Annotated in this window: 14 protein-coding genes and 1 tRNA gene; 11 read left to right on the forward strand and 4 right to left on the reverse strand. The window is 71.2% G+C overall.

Annotation, left to right across the window (positions count from 1 at the left end; genetic code table 11):
* Positions 1–161 precede the first annotated feature (161 nt).
* Complete coding sequence (locus ACP7TJ_RS07730) at positions 162–1,025, forward strand: DUF4184 family protein (RefSeq protein ID WP_380875021.1); 864 nt, start codon at positions 162–164, stop codon at positions 1,023–1,025.
* Between the two features lie 569 nt (positions 1,026–1,594).
* Here ACP7TJ_RS07730 and polA read toward each other — a convergent pair.
* Entirely contained in the window at positions 1,595–4,321 is a 2,727-nt protein-coding gene (gene polA / locus ACP7TJ_RS07735) for a DNA polymerase I (RefSeq protein WP_427762576.1), read from the reverse strand.
* 227 nt (positions 4,322–4,548) lie between these two features.
* Between polA and ACP7TJ_RS07740 the strand changes: the two genes are divergently transcribed.
* The 8 genes from ACP7TJ_RS07740 to ACP7TJ_RS07775 all read left to right on the forward strand — a co-directional run bounded on the left by ACP7TJ_RS07740 (position 4,549) and on the right by ACP7TJ_RS07775 (position 14,675).
* Positions 4,549–6,828: an FdhF/YdeP family oxidoreductase gene (locus ACP7TJ_RS07740; protein WP_427762578.1), complete on the forward strand. Its 2,280-nt coding sequence runs from the start codon at positions 4,549–4,551 to the stop codon at positions 6,826–6,828.
* Between the two features lie 57 nt (positions 6,829–6,885).
* Positions 6,886–7,368 carry a PaaI family thioesterase gene (locus ACP7TJ_RS07745; RefSeq protein ID WP_093766682.1) on the forward strand — a complete coding sequence of 161 codons (483 nt, stop codon included), beginning with the start codon at positions 6,886–6,888 and terminating at the stop codon, positions 7,366–7,368.
* Between the two features lie 114 nt (positions 7,369–7,482).
* Entirely contained in the window at positions 7,483–7,896 is a 414-nt protein-coding gene (locus ACP7TJ_RS07750; protein ID WP_167742765.1) for a hypothetical protein, read from the forward strand.
* An 889-nt stretch (positions 7,897–8,785) separates the two neighbouring features.
* Positions 8,786–10,018 (forward strand): branched-chain amino acid ABC transporter substrate-binding protein, encoded by a 1,233-nt coding sequence (locus ACP7TJ_RS07755; RefSeq protein WP_266545452.1) that lies wholly within the window; start codon positions 8,786–8,788, stop codon positions 10,016–10,018.
* A gap of 112 nt (positions 10,019–10,130) precedes the next feature.
* On the forward strand, positions 10,131–11,063 hold the full coding sequence (locus ACP7TJ_RS07760; RefSeq protein WP_193457436.1) for a branched-chain amino acid ABC transporter permease: 933 nt from the start codon (positions 10,131–10,133) through the stop codon (positions 11,061–11,063).
* 5 nt (positions 11,064–11,068) lie between these two features.
* A complete protein-coding gene (locus ACP7TJ_RS07765; RefSeq protein ID WP_401408182.1) occupies positions 11,069–12,895 on the forward strand; it encodes a branched-chain amino acid ABC transporter permease in 1,827 nt (608 codons plus the stop codon).
* A 5-nt stretch (positions 12,896–12,900) separates the two neighbouring features.
* Positions 12,901–13,962, forward strand: coding sequence for an ABC transporter ATP-binding protein (locus tag ACP7TJ_RS07770; RefSeq protein WP_266396280.1), 1,062 nt, complete (start codon positions 12,901–12,903; stop codon positions 13,960–13,962).
* On the forward strand, positions 13,959–14,675 hold the full coding sequence (locus tag ACP7TJ_RS07775) for an ABC transporter ATP-binding protein (protein ID WP_031018473.1): 717 nt from the start codon (positions 13,959–13,961) through the stop codon (positions 14,673–14,675). Before ACP7TJ_RS07770 ends, ACP7TJ_RS07775 begins: the two co-directional genes overlap by 4 nt.
* 70 nt (positions 14,676–14,745) lie before the next feature.
* On the opposite strand, the gene ACP7TJ_RS07780 is transcribed toward ACP7TJ_RS07775, so the two are convergent.
* Positions 14,746–15,405: an ANTAR domain-containing response regulator gene (locus ACP7TJ_RS07780; protein WP_033273066.1), complete on the reverse strand. Its 660-nt coding sequence runs from the start codon at positions 15,403–15,405 to the stop codon at positions 14,746–14,748.
* Between the two features lie 106 nt (positions 15,406–15,511).
* Here ACP7TJ_RS07780 and ACP7TJ_RS07785 point away from each other — a divergent pair.
* A tRNA-Leu gene (locus ACP7TJ_RS07785) sits at positions 15,512–15,584 on the forward strand.
* 92 nt (positions 15,585–15,676) lie between these two features.
* Here ACP7TJ_RS07785 and pyk read toward each other — a convergent pair.
* Complete coding sequence (gene pyk / locus ACP7TJ_RS07790; RefSeq protein ID WP_189911865.1) at positions 15,677–17,113, reverse strand: pyruvate kinase; 1,437 nt, start codon at positions 17,111–17,113, stop codon at positions 15,677–15,679.
* 239 nt (positions 17,114–17,352) lie between these two features.
* On the opposite strand from pyk, the gene ACP7TJ_RS07795 reads away from it, so the two are divergent.
* Positions 17,353–19,161 (forward strand): bifunctional metallophosphatase/5'-nucleotidase, encoded by a 1,809-nt coding sequence (locus tag ACP7TJ_RS07795; RefSeq protein ID WP_427762583.1) that lies wholly within the window; start codon positions 17,353–17,355, stop codon positions 19,159–19,161.
* Positions 19,162–19,254: 93 nt separating this feature from the next.
* Here the strand turns inward: ACP7TJ_RS07795 and pepN are convergent, their stop codons facing one another.
* A complete protein-coding gene (gene pepN / locus ACP7TJ_RS07800; RefSeq protein WP_427762585.1) occupies positions 19,255–21,783 on the reverse strand; it encodes an aminopeptidase N in 2,529 nt (842 codons plus the stop codon).
* Positions 21,784–21,787 lie beyond the last annotated feature (4 nt).

Raw genomic sequence — 21,787 nt, forward strand, 5'->3', positions numbered from 1 at the left:
GCCCGATATTCACCGGTTGACCACCTTCTTGTCCGACGGTTCACGGGGCGGCGGGCCGCCGCGGTCCCGGGTTGCCGAATACTGGGGTGCGCCCGGCGCCGCGGATCCGCCGGCCGACCTGCCCGGGCGTCCCCGGCCGATCCTTGCTGCGAGGAGTCCCGTTGCCCTTCACACTCAGCCACGCGGCGGCGGTGCTGCCGGCCGTCCGCACCGACGGCACGGGGCGCGGCCCGCTGGTCCCGGCGGTGCTGGTCGCGGGCAGCTTCGCGCCCGACATGACCTATTACGCGGCCAGTGTCGTGTCCGGGGCGATGGAGTTCGGCGATGTGACGCACGCGGGGTGGGGCGTGTTCACCGTGGACGTGCTGATCGCCTGGGCGCTGGTGGGGCTGTGGCTGCTGGTGCGGGAGCCCGTGGTGGCGCTGCTGCCGCGGGCCCGTCAGGGGCGGGTGGCGGCGCTGACGCGCTGCGGTGCGCCCCGGGCGCGGGTACGGGCGCCGCTGGTGGCGCGCTGGTACCTCTCCGCCGTGCTGGGGGCCTTGACGCATGTGGTGTGGGACGCGTTCACCCATCACGACCGGTGGGGGACGCGGCTGATCCCGGTGCTGGGCGAGGAGATCGGCGGCTCACCGGTGTTCTGGTACGCGCAGTACGGGAGTTCGCTGCTGGCCGCGGTCGTGCTCGTGGTCTTCGCGGCGCGGGCGCTGCGGCGTGCGGCCCCCGGGGGTGCGGTGCCCCCGGGGGTGCCGGTGCTCTCGGCGGGCGACCGGTGGGGGGCGGTCCTGCTGCTCGGCGGGTGCGCGGTGGCGGCGGCGGTGCTGCGTGCCGTGCGGTGGTGGGACTACTGGGGCCACATGGCGAAGCCCTACGAGCTGATCCCGACCGTCTGTTTCGGCGCGGGCGCGGGACTGGTGGCCGCGCTGCCGGTGTACGCCGTCGCCGTCAGGGTGTGGCGTCGGGTCCCGGCCACGGAGGGCCCTGCGGACGTGGGTACGCGGGAGCCGGACCGTACGGCCGCACGCTGAGGGTCTCGCTCGCCGCGACGAACACGGTGACCGTGCGGACCGGGCGGGGCCGGGGCAGCAGGGTGAGGACGAGGGTGAGGTAGGCGCGGGCCAGCTCGGCCCACAGCCGCCACGGGGGCTGGTCCGTGCCGGTGTCCGGGGCGGCGGGGGTGCGGCCGGTTCTCCACCGGTTGTCGGTGACGCGCCGGCCGAGCCGGGCGGCGGCGCCGCGGAACGCGGCCGTCAGGCCGCCGGGGACGCGGGCGGTACTTGCGGCGGCCGCGAAGACCGGGACCGGCGGAAACGCCTGGGTGGTGGGTCCGTCGGCGTCGGCCCGCGGGGGTGCCGCTCTGCGGTGAAGCATGCGTATACCCATGCCTGGCATGCTCGCCGCCCACCGCGGCACGGGCCCCCCTGCGGGGGCCACGCGAGTGAAGAACCGAAGCCCGGCACACGCCGGGACACCCTCCCGGAACCGCTCCGACCTGCGGTGACGTCCTCACGCGGATGCTCCGGGACGGCGGTGCCTCATCACGGGTGCGCGGATGCCGGGCGCGGCTCCAGGACCGCGCCCGGATGCACGTGCCGCGTCAGTGCGCCGCCGACTCCCAGTCCGGGCCCACGCCCACCGAGACGCCGAGGGGGACCCTCAGCTCGACCGCGGAGGCCATTTCGCGGCGGACCAGGTCCTCGACCTGGTCGCGCTCGCCGGGGGCCAGTTCCAGGACGATTTCGTCGTGGACCTGGAGCAGCATGCGGGAGCGCAGGTCCGCCTCGCGCAGGGCGCGGTCGACGCGCAGCATGGCGATCTTGACGATGTCCGCCGCCGTGCCCTGGATCGGCGCGTTCAGCGCCATCCGCTCCGCCGCCTCGCGCCGCTGGCGGTTGTCGCTGTTGAGGTCGGGCAGGTAGCGGCGGCGGCCGAAGAGGGTCGCCGTGTACCCCGTCGCGCGCGCCTCGTCCACGACGTGGCGCAGATAGTCCCGTACGCCGCCGAAGCGCTCGAAGTAGGCGTCCATCAGGGCGCGCGCCTCCGCCGCCTCGATGTTCAGCTGCTGGGAGAGGCCGAAGGCGGACAGTCCGTAGGCCAGGCCGTAGGACATCGCCTTGATCTTGCGGCGCATCTCCGCGTCCACCGCGGACCGCTCGACGGAGAACACCTGGGCGGCGGCCGTGGTGTGGAGGTCCTCGCCGGAGGTGAACGCCTCGATGAGGCCGGCGTCCTCGGAGAGGTGCGCCATCACGCGCAGCTCGATCTGGCTGTAGTCGGCGGTGAGCAGCGACTCGAAGCCCTCGCCGACCACGAAGCCGCGGCGGATGGCGCGGCCCTCGTCCGTGCGGACCGGGATGTTCTGCAGGTTGGGGTCCGTGGAGGACAGCCGGCCCGTCGCGGCGACGGTCTGGTTGAACGTGGTGTGGATGCGGCCGTCCGCGGCGATCGTCTTGATCAGGCCCTCGACGGTGACGCGCAGCTTCGCCTGCTCGCGGTGGCGCAGCATGATGACCGGCAGTTCGTTGTCCGTCTGGCCGGCGAGCCAGGCGAGGGCGTCGGCGTCCGTGGTGTAACCGGTCTTGGTCTTCTTCGTCTTGGGCAGGGCCAGCTCGCCGAAGAGGACCTCCTGGAGCTGCTTGGGGGAGCCCAGGTTGAACTCGTGTCCCGCCGCCGCGTGCGCCTCCTTCACCGCCTGCTGCACGGCGCCGGCGAACATCTGCTCCATGGCCTCCAGGTGAGCGCGGTCGGCCGCGATGCCGTGCCGCTCCATGCGGGAGAGCAGGGCGGAGGTGGGCAGCTCCATGTCGCGCAGCAGGTCGGAGGCGCCGACGTCCGCGAGGCGGCCCTCGAAGGCCTCACCCAGGTCGAGGACGGCGCGGGCCTGCACCATGAGCGCGTGCGCCTGGGCGCCGTCGTCGGCGCCGAAGGCGAGCTGCCCGTCGGGCGCGGCGGCGGGCGCCAGCTCCCGGTGCAGGTACTCGAGGGACAGCGCGTCCAGGTCGAAGGAGCGGCGGCCCGGCTTGACCAGGTACGCGGCGAGCGCCGTGTCCATGGTGACGCCCTCGACCGTCCAGCCGTGCTCGGGGAAGACGCGCATCGCGCGCTTGGCGTTGTGGAACACCTTGGGGCGGGCCGGGTCGGCGAGCCAGGCGCGGAACGCCTGCTCGTCGGTCTCGTCCAGCTCGGCCGGGTCGAACCAGGCGGCCGGTCCCTCCGCCGTGGCGAGCGCGATCTCGGCGACGGAGCCGGTGCCGAGCGCCCAGGTGTCGACGGCGGCGACGCCGACCGGGCCGGCGGCGTGCTCCGTGAGCCAGCCGGCCAGCTCGCCGGTGCCCAGCACCGTGCCGTCGATCTCCACGCCGTCGGCGACGACCGGGGTGGTCTCGGCCTCCTCGGCGCCCGGGTCGACGGCGAACAGCCGCTCCCGCAGCGACGGGTTCCTGATCTCCAAGGTGTCGAGGATCACCGCCACGCCCTTGCGGTCGTAGGCGGCGCGCTCCAGGTCGTGGACACCCTTCGGCAGCTCGACCCGGCGCTCCAGCTCGGTGAGCCGGCGGTTGAGCTTGACGGACTCCAGGTGGTCGCGGAGGTTCTGTCCGGCCTTGCCCTTGACCTCCTCGACCCGCTCGACCAGCTCGGCGAAGGAACCGAACTGGTTGATCCACTTGGCGGCGGTCTTCTCGCCGACGCCGGGGATACCGGGCAGGTTGTCCGACGGGTCGCCGCGCAGGGCCGCGAAGTCGGGGTACTGCGCGGGCGTGAGGCTGTACTTCTCGAAGACCTTCTCCGGGGTGAAGCGGGTCAGCTCGGAGACGCCCTTGGTCGGGTACAGCACCGTGGTGCGGTCGGAGACCAGCTGGAACGAGTCGCGGTCGCCGGTGACGATCAGCACCTCGAAGCCCTCGGCCTCGGCCTGGGTGGCGAGCGTGGCGATGACGTCGTCCGCCTCGTAGCCCTCGACGGCGAAGCGCGGCACGCTCATCGCGTCGAGCAGCTCGCCGATCAGCTCGACCTGGCCCTTGAACTCGTCGGGGGTCTTGGAGCGGTTCGCCTTGTACTCGGTGAACTCCTCCGAGCGCCATGTCTTGCGGGACACGTCGAAGGCGACCGCGAAGTGCGTGGGCGCCTCGTCACGCAGGGTGTTGGCGAGCATCGACGCGAAGCCGTAGATCGCGTTCGTCGGCTGGCCCGTCGCGGTGGTGAAGTTCTCCGCGGGCAGCGCGAAGAACGCGCGGTACGCCAGTGAGTGCCCGTCCATGAGCATCAGGCGCGGGCGACTCCCGCCGGAGGTCTGGTCGGTCTTCTTCGATGCTGTGTCTGCCACGTGTCCGATCCTGCCACGCCGGACTGACACCGGGCTCCGCGCCCGGCCTCGCGCACGACCGGCCCGACCACCCGTGCCGCCCCGGCCGCGCACCGCGGGCGGCGGCATCCCGCCCGCCGCCCCGCGTTTCGCTCACCCTTTCCCTGCTCCTTCTCCTCCGTGGGGGCCCGCCTCGCGTGGGAGGATCGGAGATCCACCTCACACGTGTGCGTGAACAGGAGTGCGCGATGGCAACGAAGCCGCCCCAGGGTGATCCGGTCCAGGACGCGCCGGAGGTGGCCGGGCGGAAGCGGACGGCCGCCGGGCTGCCCGCGATCGGTCACACCCTGCGCATGGCCCACCAGCAGATGGGTGTGAGGCGCACGGCGCTGACGCTGCTCAGCGTCAACCAGAAGGACGGGTTCGACTGCCCGGGCTGCGCCTGGCCGGAGCCGGAGCACCGGCACCGCGCGGAGTTCTGCGAGAACGGCGCGAAGGCGGTGGCCGAGGAGGCCACGCTGCGCCGGGTCACCCCGGAGTTCTTCGCCGCGCACCCGGTCTCCGGCCTGGCCCGCCGCAGCGGCTACTGGCTGGGGCAGCAGGGCAGGCTGACCCACCCCATGTATCTCCCGGAGGGCGCCGACCACTACGAGCCGGTGAGCTGGGAGCGCGCCTTCGACATCGTCGCCGAGGAGCTGACCGCGCTGTCGTCCCCCGACGAGGCCGTCTTCTACACGTCGGGGCGCACCAGCAACGAGGCCGCGTTCCTCTACCAGCTCTTCGCGCGCAAGCTCGGCACCAACAACCTGCCCGACTGCTCCAACATGTGCCACGAGTCCTCCGGTTCGGCCCTGTCGGAGACGATCGGCGTCGGCAAGGGCAGTGTGCTGCTGGAGGACCTGTACCGGGCGGACCTCATCGTGGTCGCCGGGCAGAACCCGGGCACCAACCACCCGCGCATGCTGTCCGCCCTGGAGAAGGCCAAGGCGAACGGGGCGCGTGTGGTGAGCGTCAACCCGCTCCCCGAGGCGGGCCTGGAGCGCTTCAAGAACCCGCAGACGCCGAAGGGGCTCACCGCCGGCACCGCGCTGACCGACCTGTTCCTGCAGATCCGCATCGGCGGCGACCAGGCCCTGTTCCGTCTCCTGAACAAGCTGGTCCTGGACACCCCGGGCGCGGTCGACGAGGAGTTCGTCCGCGAACACACCCACGGTTTCGAGGAGTTCGCGCAGGCCGCGCGCGCCGCCGACTGGGAGTCGACGCTCGCCGCGACCGGTCTGGCGCGTGAGGACGTCGAGCGGTTCCTGCGGATGGTGCTGGACTCGGAGCGGATCGTCGTCTGCTGGGCGATGGGGCTGACCCAGCACAAGCACTCGGTGCCGATGATCCGCGAGATCGTCAACTTCCTGCTGCTGCGCGGCAACATCGGCCGTCCGGGCGCGGGTGTGTGCCCGGTGCGCGGCCACTCCAACGTGCAGGGCGACCGCACGATGGGCATCTTCGAGCGGCCCGCGCCGGCGTTCCTGGACGCCCTGGAGCGGGAGTTCGGCTTCGCGCCGCCCCGGGAGCACGGCTACGACGTCGTCCGGGCGATCCGCGCGCTGCGCGACGGCGAGGCGAAGGTGTTCTTCGCGATGGGCGGCAACTTCGTCTCCGCCTCCCCCGACACCGAGGTCACCGAGGCCGCGATGCGCCGGGCGCGGCTGACCGTGCATGTGTCGACGAAGCTGAACCGCTCGCACGTGGTCACGGGGGCGCGCGCCCTGATCCTGCCGACGCTGGGCCGCACCGAGCGCGATCTGCAGGCGAGCGGCGAGCAGTTCGTGACGGTGGAGGACTCCATGGGCATGGTGCACGCCTCCCGCGGGCGCCTGGAGCCGGCGAGCCCGCACCTGCTGTCGGAGCCGGCCATCGTGTGCCGGCTGGCCCGCCGCGTCCTCGGCGCGGAGGACGACGTGCCGTGGGAGGAGTTCGAGAAGGACTACGCGGCGGTCCGCGACCGCATCGCGCGCGTGGTGCCCGGCTTCGAGGACTTCAACGCGCGCGTGGCGCGCCCCGGCGGCTTCGCGCTGCCCCACGCCCCGCGCGACGAGCGGCGCTTCCCCACCGCCACCGGCAAGGCCAACTTCACGGCGGCGCCGGTCGAGTACCCGCACCTGCCCGAGGGCCGGCTGCTGCTGCAGACGCTGCGCTCGCACGACCAGTACAACACCACGGTCTACGGCCTGGACGACCGGTACCGGGGCATCAGGAACGGGCGCCGGGTGGTGCTGGTGAACCCGGACGACGCACGGGAGCTGAAGCTCGCGGACGGCTCGTACGTCGACCTGGTGGGCGAGTGGAAGGACGGGGTGGAGCGCAGGGCGCCCGGCTTCCGTGTCGTGCACTACCCGACGGCACGGGGCTGCGCCGCCGCGTACTACCCGGAGACCAACGTGCTGGTGCCGCTGGACGCCACCGCGGACGTCTCCAACACCCCGGCCAGCAAGTCGGTCGTGGTGCGTCTGGAACAATCGGCGACCGACTGAGCGTTCGCTCAGGGCACAGACGTACCGACGTACCGACGCACGATTGGAGCCGGGCCCATGGGAGAGCCGCAGCAGGTGAAGTTCCCGCAGGAGGTCATAGACGAGTACGCCGCGCTCGGTGTGGACCTCCAGGCGTTGTTCTCGGCGGGCCACCTCGGCACGCGGATGGGCGTGCAGATCACGGAGGCCTCGGCGGAGCGTGTCGTCGGGACGATGCCGGTGGAGGGCAACACCCAGCCCTACGGCCTGCTGCACGGCGGCGCGTCCGCCGTGCTGGCGGAGACGCTGGGCTCGGTCGGCTCGATGCTGCACGGCGGCGTGGACAAGATCGCGGTCGGTGTGGACCTGAACTGCACGCACCACCGCGGGGTCCGCTCCGGCCTGGTCACCGGCGTCGCCACCCCGGTGCACCAGGGGCGGTCCACGGCGACGTACGAGATCGTGATCACCGACGAGGCCGGCAAGCGCGTGTGCACCGCCCGGCTGACCTGCCTGCTGCGGGACGTCCGCCCCGGCGACGCGGAGAAGGCGGCCGGCTGACGGCGGCGGGGGTGCGGGAAGCCGCACCCCCGCACCCCCGAGCCCCCGCCTCCGCAGCACCGCGCCCGTCGCCGCCATTGCCCGCGGCCGGCGGGCGCTCTAGCGTTCCGTGCCATGGGACGGGGCAGCACCTCTCGCAGCGCCGGGGCGTTCCGCGCGCCCCTCCTGGCCGTGCTCACGGCGGTCCTGACCGTGGCCGGGTGCGCGGCGGACGGCTCCCGCGCGGCCCGCGCCCCCTCTCCCTCCGCCGACTCCCCCTCGCCCCAGGTGACGTCCGACGTCGACCTGTGCACGAGCATCGTCAGTCACTGGTCGCGCGAGGTGCTGGACGGCCGCGGGTACGGCGACTACCAGTCCATGGGGATGTCCGGAGGCCAGTACGACATCCTGCGCGAGGTCGTGGACGCGGCGCGCGCCGCCCGCCGCCAAGGGGAGCGGGACATCGGCACGTTGATGGAACGTCAGGCGCGCGAAGGGTGCGCCGCCTGGTACCGCTCCGGCGGGCCCGGAGAGGGGCCGTGGCGGTGAGCGGGATCGGCCCCGTCGAACCGGACGGCGACACGCGCCCGTTGGACCCGCCCCCGGACGCCCCGCACCCCCGGAGCGGGCCTTCGGCCCGTACGACGAGACGTCACCGCAGGACCGCGGCCGCCACGTTCCTCGCCCTCGCCGTGCTTGCCGGCGGGGCGCTCCTCCACTTCACGCGCCCCCGTCCCGAACCTCCGCCCGAGTCCCGTTTCCCGAGCCAGACGACGTCCTTCCGGTACCTGTACATGCAGGTCAGGGACACGGGGGCGAGGTCGCCCGAATTTGAATTCACTATACAAGTGCTTACGGAATCCGACGCTCCGGTGACCGTTCTGGGCATTTCCCAGCCCTACGCCGGCCTGTCCCTGACCTCCAGGCCGGCAACTCCTTTACGGGTAAATGGTGGCGGCTCCCGCAAGATCGCCGTGACCGTCCGGGTGACGGAATGCGGAAGAGCGCCACGGAACGCCGGACTCCCTTTCATGGACGTAACACTGCGTAACACGCGCGCAAAGGAGGCGCACAGCTACATCCTCGGCGCCCGGTACGCAAGGGACCTGTCCACGGCCTTGGAGGTAGCCTGCGGCAACAGAAATCGGTAATCAGCAAAACGCCTGATACACCTGAACCTCCCCGGCCGGTTCCTGCGGTTTCTCACCATGCGGACAGGGCAAAACGGCGGGAATTCTGCTCTTCCCCCCACTCAGTACCGCTCTGCAATACGTCGTGTCATAACAAGAGCGTCACAGCCTTGGCCAGAGTCTCCTCCGCATTCCCCACACACGCTTAGAGTCACGGCCAGTCACCGCGCCGCCTGATTCTCACTCGGCCCAGCGCTCGACTCGGCCGTTTCCACCGGGAAGCGGCTGTCAGGGGAAAGGACTGGATCGTGCGTCAACGTTCGCTCATCGCCATCACCGCCGCCCTGGCGGCGGGTGCACTCACCCTCACCGCCTGCGGCTCACGCGACGACAACGGCGGCGGCTCGGACTCGGGCAACGGTGACACCACCGTGGTCATCGGCGTCGACGCGCCGCTGACCGGCGACCTCTCCGCGCTCGGCCTGGGCATCAAGAACTCCGTGGACCTCGCCACGAAGATCGCCAACAAGGAGAAGTACGTCGAGGGCGTCACCTTCAAGATCGAGGCGCTCGACGACCAGGGCCAGGCCTCCGTGGGCCAGCAGAACGCCACCAAGCTCGTCGCCAACAAGGACGTGCTCGGCGTCGTCGGCCCGCTGAACTCCTCCGTCGGCGAGTCCATGCAGAAGGTCTTCGACACGGCCAAGCTGGTCGAGGTCTCCCCGGCGAACACCAACCCCGCCCTCACCCAGGGCGTGAACTGGGCCAAGGAGAAGGAGCGGCCGTACAAGTCGTACTTCCGCACCGCGACCACGGACGCCATCCAGGGCCCGTTCGCCGCGCAGTACGTCTTCAACGACGCCAAGAAGAAGAAGGTCTTCGTCATCGACGACAAGAAGACCTACGGCGCCGGTCTGGCCGCCACCTTCACCGCGGAGTTCAAGAAGCTCGGCGGCCAGGTCGTCGGCACCGAGCACATCAACCCGGAGAGCAAGGACTTCAGCGCCGTCGCCACCAAGGTGAAGAACTCCGGCGCCGACGTCGTCTACTACGGCGGCGAGTACCCGCAGGCCGGTCCGCTGAGCAAGCAGATCAAGGAAGCGGGCGCGAAGATCCCGCTGGTCGGCGGTGACGGCATCTACAGCGCCGACTTCATCAAGCTGGCCGGCGCGGCCGGCACCGGCGACCTCGCCACCTCCGTCGGCGCGCCCGTCGAGTCCCTGCCGTCCGCCAAGGAGTTCGTCGCGAACTACAAGGCCGAGGGCTACAAGGAGGCCTACGAGGCCTACGGCGGCTACTCCTACGACTCCGCCTGGGCCATCATCGAGGCCGTCAAGAAGGTCGTCGAGGACAACGACGGCAAGCTGCCCGACGACGCCCGCGCCAAGGTCGTCGACGCCATGCAGGACGTCTCCTTCGACGGTGTGACCGGCCAGGTCTCCTTCGACGAGTTCGGTGACGCCACCAACAAGCAGCTCACCGTCTACACCGTCAAGGGCGGCGACTGGGCCACCGTGAAGTCGGGCACCTTCACCGGCTGATCTCCGCCGCACCACTCACACGAGCCGCGCGGGGCGCTGTTCCACTGGCGCCCCGCGCGGACTCGGTTCCGGCCCATCCGTCGAACATTCCGAAAGTCTCGGAGGACATGCGGTGAACGAACTGCCGCAGCAGCTGGTCAACGGCCTGCTACTGGGATCCATGTACGGCCTGGTCGCCATCGGCTACACAATGGTCTACGGCATTGTCCAGCTCATCAACTTCGCCCACGGCGAGATCTTCATGGTCGGCGCCTTCGGCGCCATCACCGTGCATCTGTACGTCTTGCCGGACGGCACCTCCATGTGGGTCGCGCTGCCGCTCATGCTGATCGGCGCCATGATCGCCTCGGTGCTGGTCGCCATCGGAGCGGAACGGTTCGCCTACCGCCCGCTGCGCGGCGCGCCCCGTCTGGCCCCGCTGATCACCGCCATCGGACTCTCCCTCGCGCTCCAGCAGGCCGTCTGGGCCTTCTACCCCGAGGCGAAGTCCAAGCTGGCCTTCCCGCAGATCGAGGGCGGCCCCTTCTCCATCGGCGGCGCCACCATCCAGACCGGCGACATCTTCCTGATCGTCGCCGCCCCCATCAGCATGGCGTTCCTCGCCTACTTCGTGATGCGGACCCGCACCGGCCGCGGCATGCAGGCCACCGCGCAGGACCCGGACACCGCGAAGCTGATGGGCGTCAACACCGACCGCATCATCGTGATCGCGTTCGCCCTCGGCGCCGTCTTCGCCGCCGTCGGCGGTGTCGCCAGCGGTCTGAAGTACGGCCAGATCGACTTCAAGATGGGCTTCATCCTCGGCCTCAAGGCCTTCACCGCGGCAGTGCTCGGTGGCATCGGCAACATCTACGGGGCCATGATCGGCGGTGTGGTCCTCGGCGTCGTCGAGACCCTGGCCACCGCCTACATCGCGGACATCCCCGGCCTGGACCAGTTCGGCAGCCAGTCCTGGGCCGAGGTCTGGGCCTTCATCCTCCTCATCCTCGTGCTCCTGTTCCGGCCCCAGGGCCTGCTCGGCGAGCGCGTCGCGGACAGGGCGTGACACCGATGACCACACAGACCACAGCAGACAAGACCGTGGCCGCACCCGCCCCGAACACCCCCTCCGGGCTCATCGGCATCCCCGCGAACCTCGGGCGGGCCCTCGCCACCGGCGGCAGCGTCCTCGCCGTCGTCTCCACCTTCCTCGCCTGGACCTGGACGTCCGCCTTCCCCGGCGACCTCACCGTCTACGGCTACCCGGGCGGCCTCCAGGTGCTCGTCCTCGTCGGAGGCGCCCTCGCCACCCTGTTCTGCCTCGCCTCCTACGGCGTCAGGGGACTGGGCTGGCTCACTCCGGCCGGCGCCGACGCGGCCGTGAAGTACGCGGTGCTCGGCACCTTCGCCACCGCCTGGTACACCGTCGTCTCGATCAGCGTCGACCTCGGCGGCGTCGTCAACCTGGAGCCCGGCGGCTACCTCGTCGCCGCCGCCACGCTCATCGCCCTCATAGGCGCCCTGGCCCTCCCCTTCGAGCGGCCCGAGCCCGACCCGATCGACCCCGAGGCCGGCGGCTGGGAGCAGTTCAAGCACGACACCGGACACGCCCTGGCGGTGCTGCGGGCGGCCTTCGCCTCCGGCTCCCCGCGCCCCGTGCGCACGCTGCCGTCCTACGCCGAGATCCTGATCATCGTGGCCGTCCTGGCGGTCGGCCTGGTCGTCTTCACCTACGGCATCGGCACCGAGTACGACGAGCTGTTCGTCGGCTTCCTGATCACCGCCGGCTTCGGCTTCAGCGCGCTGAACCGCTCCGGCCTGATCGCCCACGCCTCCCAGATCAGCGCCCGCCACCAGAACATCACCGTGTGCGGCGCGTTCGTCGCGGCGGCGCTGTTCCCCTTCACCCAGACCGACGACCAGTACGCCACCCTCGGCGTCTACATCCTGATCTTCGCCACCGTCGCCCTGGGCCTGAACATCGTCGTCGGCCTCGCCGGCCTGCTCGACCTCGGCTACGTCGCCTTCCTCGGCGTCGGCGCCTACGCGGCCGCGCTGGTCTCCGGCTCGCCCAGCTCGCCGTTCGGCGTGCACTTCCCCTTCTGGGCCGCCGTCCTGGTCGGCGCCCTGGCCTCGCTGGTCTTCGGTGTGCTGATCGGCGCGCCGACGCTGCGGCTGCGCGGCGACTACCTGGCCATCGTGACCCTCGGCTTCGGTGAGATCTTCCGTATCGCCGTGAACAACACCGACGGCACCTCGGGCCCGGACATCACCAACGGCTCCAACGGCATCGCGTCCATCCCGGACCTGAACATCCTGGGCTTCGACCTGGGCGTCGCGCACGACATCGGCGGCTTCACCATCGGGCGGTTCGCGAACTACTTCTTCCTGATGCTGCTCATCACGGCCGTGGTCGTCCTCGTCTTCCGGCGCAGCGGCGACTCCCGCATCGGCCGTGCCTGGGTCGCCATCCGCGAGGACGAGACCGCCGCGCTCGCCATGGGCATCAACGGCTTCCGGGTGAAGCTCATCGCCTTCGCCGTGGGCGCCACCCTGGCCGGCCTCGCCGGCACGGTGCAGGCGCACGTCACCTACACCGTGACCCCCGAGCAGTACCTGTTCGCCGGCACCACCCCGCCCAACTCCGCCTTCCTGCTGGCCGCGGTCGTGCTCGGCGGCATGGGCACCATCGCCGGACCCCTCATCGGTGCGGCGCTGCTCTTCCTGATCCCCAACAAGCTCCAGTTCCTGGGCGACTACCAGCTCCTCGCGTTCGGTCTCGCGCTCGTGCTGCTGATGCGCTTCCGTCCCGAGGGCCTCATCCCCAACCGGCGCCGCCAGCTGGAGTTCCACGAAGAGGCCGACGCGCCCACAGTCCTGAGCAAGACGGGGGCCTGACCACCATGACCACCGACACCACCACCAAGGACACCGCCGCGGGCGCGCCCGCCCCCGGCACCGTCGTCCTCGACGCGCGCGGCGTCACCATGCGGTTCGGCGGCCTCACCGCCGTCCGGGACGTCGACCTCACCGTGCGCAGCGGCGAGATCGTCGGTCTGATCGGCCCCAACGGCGCCGGCAAGACCACCTTCTTCAACTGCCTCACCGGGCTGTACATCCCGACCGAGGGCGAGGTCCGCTACAAGGACAAGGTGCTGCCGCCCAAGTCCTTCAAGGTGACCGCGGCCGGCATCGCCCGCACGTTCCAGAACATCCGGCTGTTCGCCAACATGACGGTCCTGGAGAACGTGCTCGTCGGCCGCCACACCCGCACCAAGGAGGGCTTCTGGTCGGCCGTCCTGCGCGGGCCCGGCTTCCACAAGGCCGAGGCCGCCTCCCGCGCCCGCGCCATGGAGCTGCTGGAGTTCGTCGGGCTCGCCGAGAAGGCCGACCAGCTCGCGCGCAACCTCCCCTACGGCGAGCAGCGCAAGCTGGAGATCGCCCGCGCGCTCGCCAGCGAGCCGGGCCTGCTGCTCCTCGACGAGCCCACCGCGGGCATGAACCCCCAGGAGACCCGGGCGGCGGAGGAACTCATCTTCGCCATCCGCGACCAGGGCACCGCGGTCCTCGTCATCGAGCACGACATGCGGTTCATCTTCAACCTCTGCGACCGGGTCGCCGTGCTCGTCCAGGGCCAGAAGCTGATCGAGGGCGACCCGGCCACCGTCCAGGGCGACGAGCGGGTCATCGCCGCGTACATCGGCGAGCCGCTCGCGGACGACCCCGGCGCCGCCGAGGTCGCCGAGGTCGAGGCCGCGGAAGCGGCGGCGGAGGCGGCCAAGTCGGCCCGCGCCACGGCGCCCGCGGCCGAGGAGACGGCCGACGCGGACCCGCGGCCGGAGACCGAGGCGGAGGCCGACGCCCCCGCGGACGCCGGGGCCACGGACGCCGAGACAGAAGCACAGGCGCAGACGGAGGCCGAGGCCCCCACGGACGCCGCGCCCGGCAAGGAGAACGACCGATGACCGCACTCCTCGAGGTCGAGGACCTGAAAGTCGCCTACGGCAAGATCCAGGCCGTGAAGGGCATCTCGTTCAGCGTCGACGCCGGCGAAGTGGTCACCCTGATCGGCACCAACGGCGCCGGCAAGACCACCACCCTGCGCACGCTCTCCGGGCTGCTGAAGCCGGTCGGCGGCCAGATCAAGTTCAACGGCAAGTCGCTGAAGAAGGTCCCCGCCCACAAGATCGTCTCGCTGGGTCTTGCCCACTCCCCCGAGGGGCGGCACATCTTCCCGCGCATGACGATCGAGGACAACCTGCGCCTCGGCGCCTTCCTGCGCAGCGACAAGCAGGGCATCGAGCAGGACATCCGGCGCGCCTACGACCTCTTCCCCATCCTCGGGGAACGCCGCAAGCAGGCCGCCGGAACCCTGTCCGGCGGTGAGCAGCAGATGCTCGCCATGGGCAGGGCCCTGATGTCCCGTCCGCAGCTGCTCATGCTCGACGAGCCCTCCATGGGTCTGTCGCCGATCATGATGCAGAAGATCATGGCGACCATCGCCGAGCTGAAGTCCCAGGGCACCACCATCCTGCTCGTCGAGCAGAACGCCCAGGCGGCCCTGTCGCTGGCCGACCACGGCCATGTGATGGAGGTCGGCAACATCGTCCTCTCCGGCACCGGCCGCGACCTGCTCCACGACGAGTCGGTCCGCAAGGCCTACCTCGGCGAGGACTGACCGGACGGAAGCGAAAGGCCCGCACCCCCGTGCAGGGGGTGCGGGCCTTCGTCGTCGGTGTGACGTCCGGTCAGCCGCCCTTCGCGGCCTTCTTCTCCTCGGCGTCGTCGATGACCGCCTGCGCGACCTGCTGCATCGACATGCGCCGGTCCATCGAGGTCTTCTGGATCCAGCGGAACGCGGCCGGCTCGCTCAGCCCGTACTGCGTCTGGAGCACCGACTTGGCGCGGTCCACCAGCTTGCGGGTCTCCAGGCGCTGGCTGAGGTCGGCGACCTCGCGCTCCAGCTCCTTCAGCTCCGTGAAGCGGGAGACCGCCATCTCGATCGCCGGCACCACGTCGCTCTTGCTGAACGGCTTGACCAGGTACGCCATCGCGCCCGCGTCCCTCGCCCGCTCCACCAGGTCGCGCTGTGAGAAGGCGGTCAGCATCAACACGGGGGCGATGGACTCCTCGGCGATCTTCTCGGCCGCGGAGATGCCGTCCAGCTTGGGCATCTTCACATCGAGGATCACCAGGTCGGGGCGGTGCTCGCGCGCCAGCTCGACGGCCTGCTCACCGTCGCCGGCCTCGCCGACGACCGTGTACCCCTCCTCCTCGAGCATCTCTTTGAGATCGAGCCGGATCAGTGCCTCGTCCTCGGCGATGACGACGCGGGTCGTCATCGGCGGCACGTGCGACTTGTCGTCGTCGGGCACGTCTGCGGGCTGGGGCGACTCGGGGGCGCTCAACGTGGGCTCCTTGGGGCGAGGCAGGCCGGTACTGCTGACAAGAGCGTACCCAGCTGCGGTAAGGTGGGGGCACGGCGGGTGACCGTCGACCTTCGTTTTGCAGGGCGCCCCGGTAGCCCAGCGGTAGAGGCAATGGTCTCAAACACCATCCAGCGTCGGTTCGAATCCGACCCGGGGTACTTTTCCTCAGAATCCAAGGTCACTATTTGGCAGCGGATGTCCGCCTTTCCGGTGAACATCCGCTTCTTTGCATATTGTCCGGCCGGCCGCGTTACCGGGGGCTGCCGTCCTCGCCGATGTGGTGGACGCGGACCATGTTGGTGGAGCCGGAGACCCCGGGCGGGGAGCCGGCCGTGATGACGACCGTGTCGCCCTTCGCGCAGCGCGCGTACCGCAGCAGCAGCTCGTCGACCTGGTCGACCATCGCGTCGGTGGACTGGACGTACGGCCCCAGGAAGGTCTCCACGCCCCAGGACAGGCTGAGCTGGGAGCGGGTGGCCGGGTCCGGGGTGAAGGCGAGTAGCGGGATCGGCGAGCGGTAGCGGGAGAGACGGCGGGCGGTGTCGCCCGACTGGGTGAAGGCGACCAGGAAGCGGGCGCCGAGGAAGTCGCCCGTCTCCGCGGCCGCGCGGGCCACGGCGCCGCCCTGGGTGCGGGGCTTGTTGTGCTCGGTCAGCGGCGGCAGACCGCGGGCGAGGATGTCCTCCTCGGCGGCCTCGACGATGCGGGCCATGGTGCGCACGGTCTCCACGGCGTACTTGCCGACGCTGGTCTCGCCGGAGAGCATCACGGCGTCGGTGCCGTCGATGACGGCGTTGGCGACGTCGGACGCCTCCGCGCGGGTGGGCCGGGCGTTGTCGATCATCGAGTCGAGCATCTGGGTGGCGACGATGACCGGTTTGGCGTTGCGCCGGGCGAGCGTGACGGCGCGCTTCTGGACGACGGGCACCTGCTCCAGCGGCATCTCGACGCCCAGGTCACCGCGGGCCACCATGATCCCGTCGAAGGCGGCGACGATCTCGTCGAGGGCCTCGACGGCCTGCGGCTTCTCGATCTTGGCGATGACGGGGAGCCGGCGGCCCTCCTCGTCCATGATGCGGTGGACGTCCTTGATGTCGCGTCCGCTGCGGACGAAGGAGAGGGCGACGACGTCGAAGCCGGTGCGCAGCGCCCAGCGCAGGTCGTCCTCGTCCTTCTTGGAGAGGGCGGGCACGGAGACGGCGACGCCGGGGAGGTTGAGGCCCTTGTGGTCGGAGATCACCCCGCCCTCGACGACGGTGGTGTGCACCCGGGGGCCGTCGACGGCGGTGACCTCGAGGGTGACCCGGCCGTCGTCGACGAGGACGCGCTCCCCCGGGGTGACGTCCTCGGCGAGGCCGGCGTGGGTGGTGCCGCACAGGTGGCGGTCGCCTTCGACGCCCTCCTCGACGCTGATGGTGAAGGAGTCCCCGCGTTCAAGGAGTACGGGGCCTTCGGCGAAGCGGCCGAGGCGGATTTTCGGGCCTTGAAGGTCGGCGAGGAGTCCCACGCTGCGGCCGGTCTCGTCGGCCGCCTCGCGCACCCTTCGGTACCGCTCCTCGTGCTCGGCGTGCTCGCCGTGGCTGAGGTTGAAGCGGGCCACGTCCATTCCGGCGTCGACCAGGGCCTTGATCTGGTCGTACGAGTCCGTCGCGGGTCCCAGGGTGCAGACGATTTTCGCTCGGCGCATGGTTCGACCCTAGGGCTTACCGGCGGGTAGTGATGTGGGGGCGCATGACGACTCAACGGCGTGCGGGTGAAGGGGTATTGACAAGCGTTGAAGTGCGCGCGGGGCCGCTCGGACGAGCGGGCGGCCGCGGTCACCGGATCGAAACCTGTCAGAGCTGTTCCGGATCGACGTGTTCAGGTCAGAATCATCGGGCGAATCTACGCGCGTTGTGCGCCGTCGCCGTACAAGGAGAGCCTGATATGCCGTTGGACCGCCGGAAGTTCCTGAAGAAGTCCGCCGTCACGGGGGCGGGGGTGGCGCTGGCGGGTACGGTGGCCACCCCGGCGGCCGAGGCCGCGCCGCATGCGGGACGGGGGAAGAAGCCGGTGAAGCGGTACGCACTGACCGTGATGGGCACCACGGACCTGCACGGTCACGTCTTCAACTGGGACTACTACAAGGACGCCGAGTACCAGGACCCGGCGGGCAACGCGCAGGGGCTGGCCCGCGTGTCCACGCTGGTGAACCGGATCCGCCAGGAGCGCGGCCGGGAGAACACCCTGCTGCTGGACGCGGGCGACACCATCCAGGGCACCCCGCTGACGTACTACTACGCCAAGGTGGACCCGATCACCGCCGAGGGCGGTCCGGTGCACCCGATGGCGCAGGCGATGAACGCCATCGGGTACGACGCGGTGGCGCTCGGCAACCACGAGTTCAACTACGGCATCGAGACGCTGCGGAAGTTCGAGGAGCAGTGCGACTTCCCGCTGCTGGGCGCCAACGCGCTGGACGCGAAGACGCTCAAGCCCGCCTTCCCGCCGTACTTCATCAAGACGTTCCGGGTGAAGGGCGCGCCGCCGGTGAAGGTGGCGGTGCTGGGGCTGACCAACCCGGGCATCGCGATCTGGGACAAGGCCTATGTGCAGGGGAAGCTGACCTTCCCGGGCCTGGAGGAGCAGGCGGCGGCGTGGGTGCCGAAGCTGCGTTCGATGGGCGCGGACGTCGTGGTGGTCTCCGCCCACTCGGGCACCTCCGGCACGTCCTCCTACGGCGACCAGCTGCTGCACGTGGAGAACGCGGCGGCGAACGTGGCGCGGCAGGTGCCGGGCATCGACGCCATCCTGGTCGGTCACGCGCACGCGGAGATCGCGGAGCTGCGGGTGACCAACGAGAAGACCGGCAGGGAGGTCGTGCTGTCGGAGCCGCTGTGCTACGCCGAGCGGCTGACCCTCTTCGACGTGGAGCTCACCTTCGAGCGGGGCCGCTGGCGGGTGGAGTCCGTCAGGGCGTCGCTGCGGGACGCGGCGACGGTGGAGGACGACCCGCGGATCACCCGGCTGCTGGGCGACGAGCACGCGCAGGTCGTGGCGTACGTCAACCAGGTGGTGGGGACGGCGACCGAGACGCTGACGACGGTGGAGGCGCGGTACAAGGACGCGCCGATCATCGACCTGATCAGCAAGGTGCAGGAGGACGTGGTCCGGGAGGCGCTGGCGGGCACGGAGTACGCGTCGCTGCCGGTGCTGTCGCAGGCGTCGCCGTTCTCGCGGACCAGTGAGATCCCGGCGGGCGAGGTGACGATCCGGGACCTGTCGAGCCTGTACGTGTACGACAACACGCTGGTGGCGAAGCTGCTGACGGGCGCTCAGGTGCGGGCGTACCTGGAGTACTCGGCGGCGTACTTCGTGCAGACCGCGGCGGGCGCGCCGGTGGACGTCGACAGGCTGACGAACGCGAACGGCCGTCCGGACTACAACTACGACTACGTGTCGGGCCTGCGGTACGACATCGACATCGCCCAGCCGGCCGGGTCGCGGATCAGGAACCTGACGTTCGACGGCGCCCCGGTGGACGACGCGCAGCGGTTCGTGTTCGCGGTGAACAACTACCGGGCCAACGGCGGCGGTGCGTTCCCGCACGTGGCGTCGGCGCCGGAGCTGTGGGCGGAGTCGACGGAGATCCGCACCCGGATCGCGGAGTGGGCGACGGCCAAGGGCGTGCTGGACCCGAAGGACTTCGCGTCGGAGGACTGGCGGCTCACCCGGGACGGCACGCCGGTGTTCTGACGGTCCCTGTTCCGACCGTCCCTCACACGGGTGCCCGCCGGGGGCGCCGCCGGTCCGTCCGGCGGCGCCCCCGCGCCGTTCTCCCGCCCGGTCTCAGGCCTCCTGGACGCGCAGGGCGCGGGTCAGGTCGTCGAGCCGGTCGGTGAACTGGCGGCGCAGGGCCGGCACGGGGTCGGCCTTGCGCAGCGTCTTCTCGCCGAGCTTCAGGGTCTCGGCGTCCACGGCGTGGGCGGGGAAGGCCCAGCGTCCGGCGGCCGTGGCGATGGCGGGGCCGCGGCGCGCGGCGACCGCCACGGCGTCCTTGAAGTAGCGCGCCACGTACGGGCGGACCAGTTCGGCCTGCTCGGGCTGCCAGAAGCCCTGCGCGGTGGCGGTGAACAGGTAGGCGGACAGGTCGTCGGAGCCGAACATGGCGTCCCAGGCGCGGGCCTTGGCGTCCGGGTCGGGCAGGGCGGCCCGGCAGCGGGCGGCGCCCTCCTGGCCGGCGGCGCTGGGGTCGCGGCGCAGTTCCTCGGCGACGGCGCTCTCGTCGGCCGCGCCTAGCACGGCGAGCCGGGCGAGGATCCGCCAGCGCAGCTCCGGGTCCAGCTCGGGCCCGCCGGGGACGGTGCCGTCGGCGAGCCAGGCGGCGATGGTCTCGGGGCGGGCGGCGGCGTCGATGCAGTGGCGCACCGCGACCAGGCGCAGGCCCGGGTGGTCGCCGTCCTCGGTGCGGCGGATCAGGTCGCGGCACAGGTCGGTGAGGGTGGCGAGCGCGGCGGGCCGCCGGTCCGGGGCGAGGTAGTGGTCGGCGACCTCTCCGGAGGCGAAGGCGAGGACGCCCTGGACGAGGGCGACGTCGGTCTCCTCGGGCAGATGGGCGGCGGCGGTGGCCAGGTAGGCGGAGGGGGCCAGGTCGCCGTCGCGGACCATGTCGCGCAGGCTGTTCCAGACGACGGCCCGGGTGAGCGCGTCGGGGACGCCCGACAGGCCGCGCAGGGCGGTCTCCAGGGAGGTGTCGTCGAGGCGGATCTTCGCGTAGGTCAGGTCCAGGTCGTTGGGGACGACCAGGGCGGGGCGGGTGCCGGGGCGCGGCTCGGGGGCGGCGGTCCCCGGCACGTCGGTCTCGTAGCGCTCGCGCAGGGTGAGGGTGCGTCCGTCGCTGAGGTCGCGGTCGTAGACCCCGACGGTCACCCGGTGCGGGCGGCCGCCCTCGCGGTCCAGGGTGAGGGTCCACCGGCCGGGCACCGCGTCGACGGAGGCGGTGAGCGTGTCGACGCCGCTGGTGCGCAGCCAGGCGTCGGCCCAGGCGTGCACGTCCCGCTCGGTGGCGGAGGCGAGGGAGCCGATGAACTCGGCGAGGCCGGCGTTGCCGAAGCGGTACCGCTCGAAGTGGGTGTTGATGCCGGCGAGGAAGTCCTTCTCGCCGAGCCAGGCGACGAGCTGACGCAGGGCGGAGGCGCCCTTGGCGTAGGAGATGCCGTCGAAGTTGAGCAGCGCGGAGGCGGTGTCCTCGACGTGCTCCGGGGCGACGGGGTGGGTGGAGGGCCGCTGGTCGGCGTCGTAGCCCCAGGTCTTGCGGGAGACGCCGAAGTCGGTCCAGGTGTCGGCGCCGCGCCAGCGGGGCGGCTGTCCGCCGGGGCTCGCGGGGGTGACCTCGTTGAGGGTCTGGTAGCCCATGTACTCGGCGAAGGACTCGTTCAGCCAGATGTCGTCCCACCAGCGCAGGGTGACGAGGTCGCCGAACCACATGTGGGCCATCTCGTGGGCGACGACCATGGCGCGCCGCTGCCGCTCGGTGTCGGTGACGGCGGAGCGGTAGACGAACTCGTCGCGGAAGGTGACAAGGCCGGGGTTCTCCATGGCGCCCGCGTTGAACTCGGGCACGAAGGCCTGGTCGTAGGAGTCGAAGGGGTACGGCTCCTCGAACTTCTCGTGGTAGCGGTCGAAGCAGGCGCGGGTGATCTCGAGCAGCTCCTCGGCGTCCGCCTCCAGGTGGGGGGCGAGGGAGCGGCGGCAGTGCAGGCCGAACGGCAGGCCGCGGTGCTCGGTGCGCACGGAGTGCCAGGGTCCCGCGGCGACGGCGACCAGGTAGGTGGAGACGGGCGGGGTGGGCGCGGCCTTCCACACGCCGCCGCCGGTGTGCTCGGTGACGCCGTTGGCGAGGACCGTCCAGTGGTCGGGCGCGGTGACGGTGAGCTCGAAGACGGCCTTGAGGTCGGGCTGGTCGAAGGCGGCGAAGACGCGCTGCACGTCGTCCAGGAAGAGCTGGGTGTAGACGTAGGTCTCGCCGTCGGTGGGGTCGGTGAAGCGGTGCATGCCCTCGCCGGTGCGGGAGTAGCGCATGCGCGCGTCGACCAGCAGCTCGTGCTCGCCGGCGGTGAGGTTCTTCAGCGGGAGCCGGCCGTCGTCGAGGAGGGCGGGGTCCAGGGGCTGTCCGTCGAGCGTGACGGAGCGCAGCTCGGCGGGCTTGATCTCGACGAAGGTGTCCGCGTCCGCGCGGGCGCCGAACCTGATGAGGGTGCGGGAGTCGAACGTCTCGTCCCCGGCGGTCAGATCGAGGGCGATCGTGTAGCGGTGGACGTCGATGAGCTGTGCTCGGTTCTGCGCTTCGTCGCGCGTCAGTACGGACATGCACGCCATGCTG

Source organism: Streptomyces sp. DSM 41931 (genome assembly GCF_050271085.1).
In the GTDB taxonomy this organism is placed as follows: Bacteria; Actinomycetota; Actinomycetes; order Streptomycetales; family Streptomycetaceae; genus Streptomyces; species Streptomyces albogriseolus.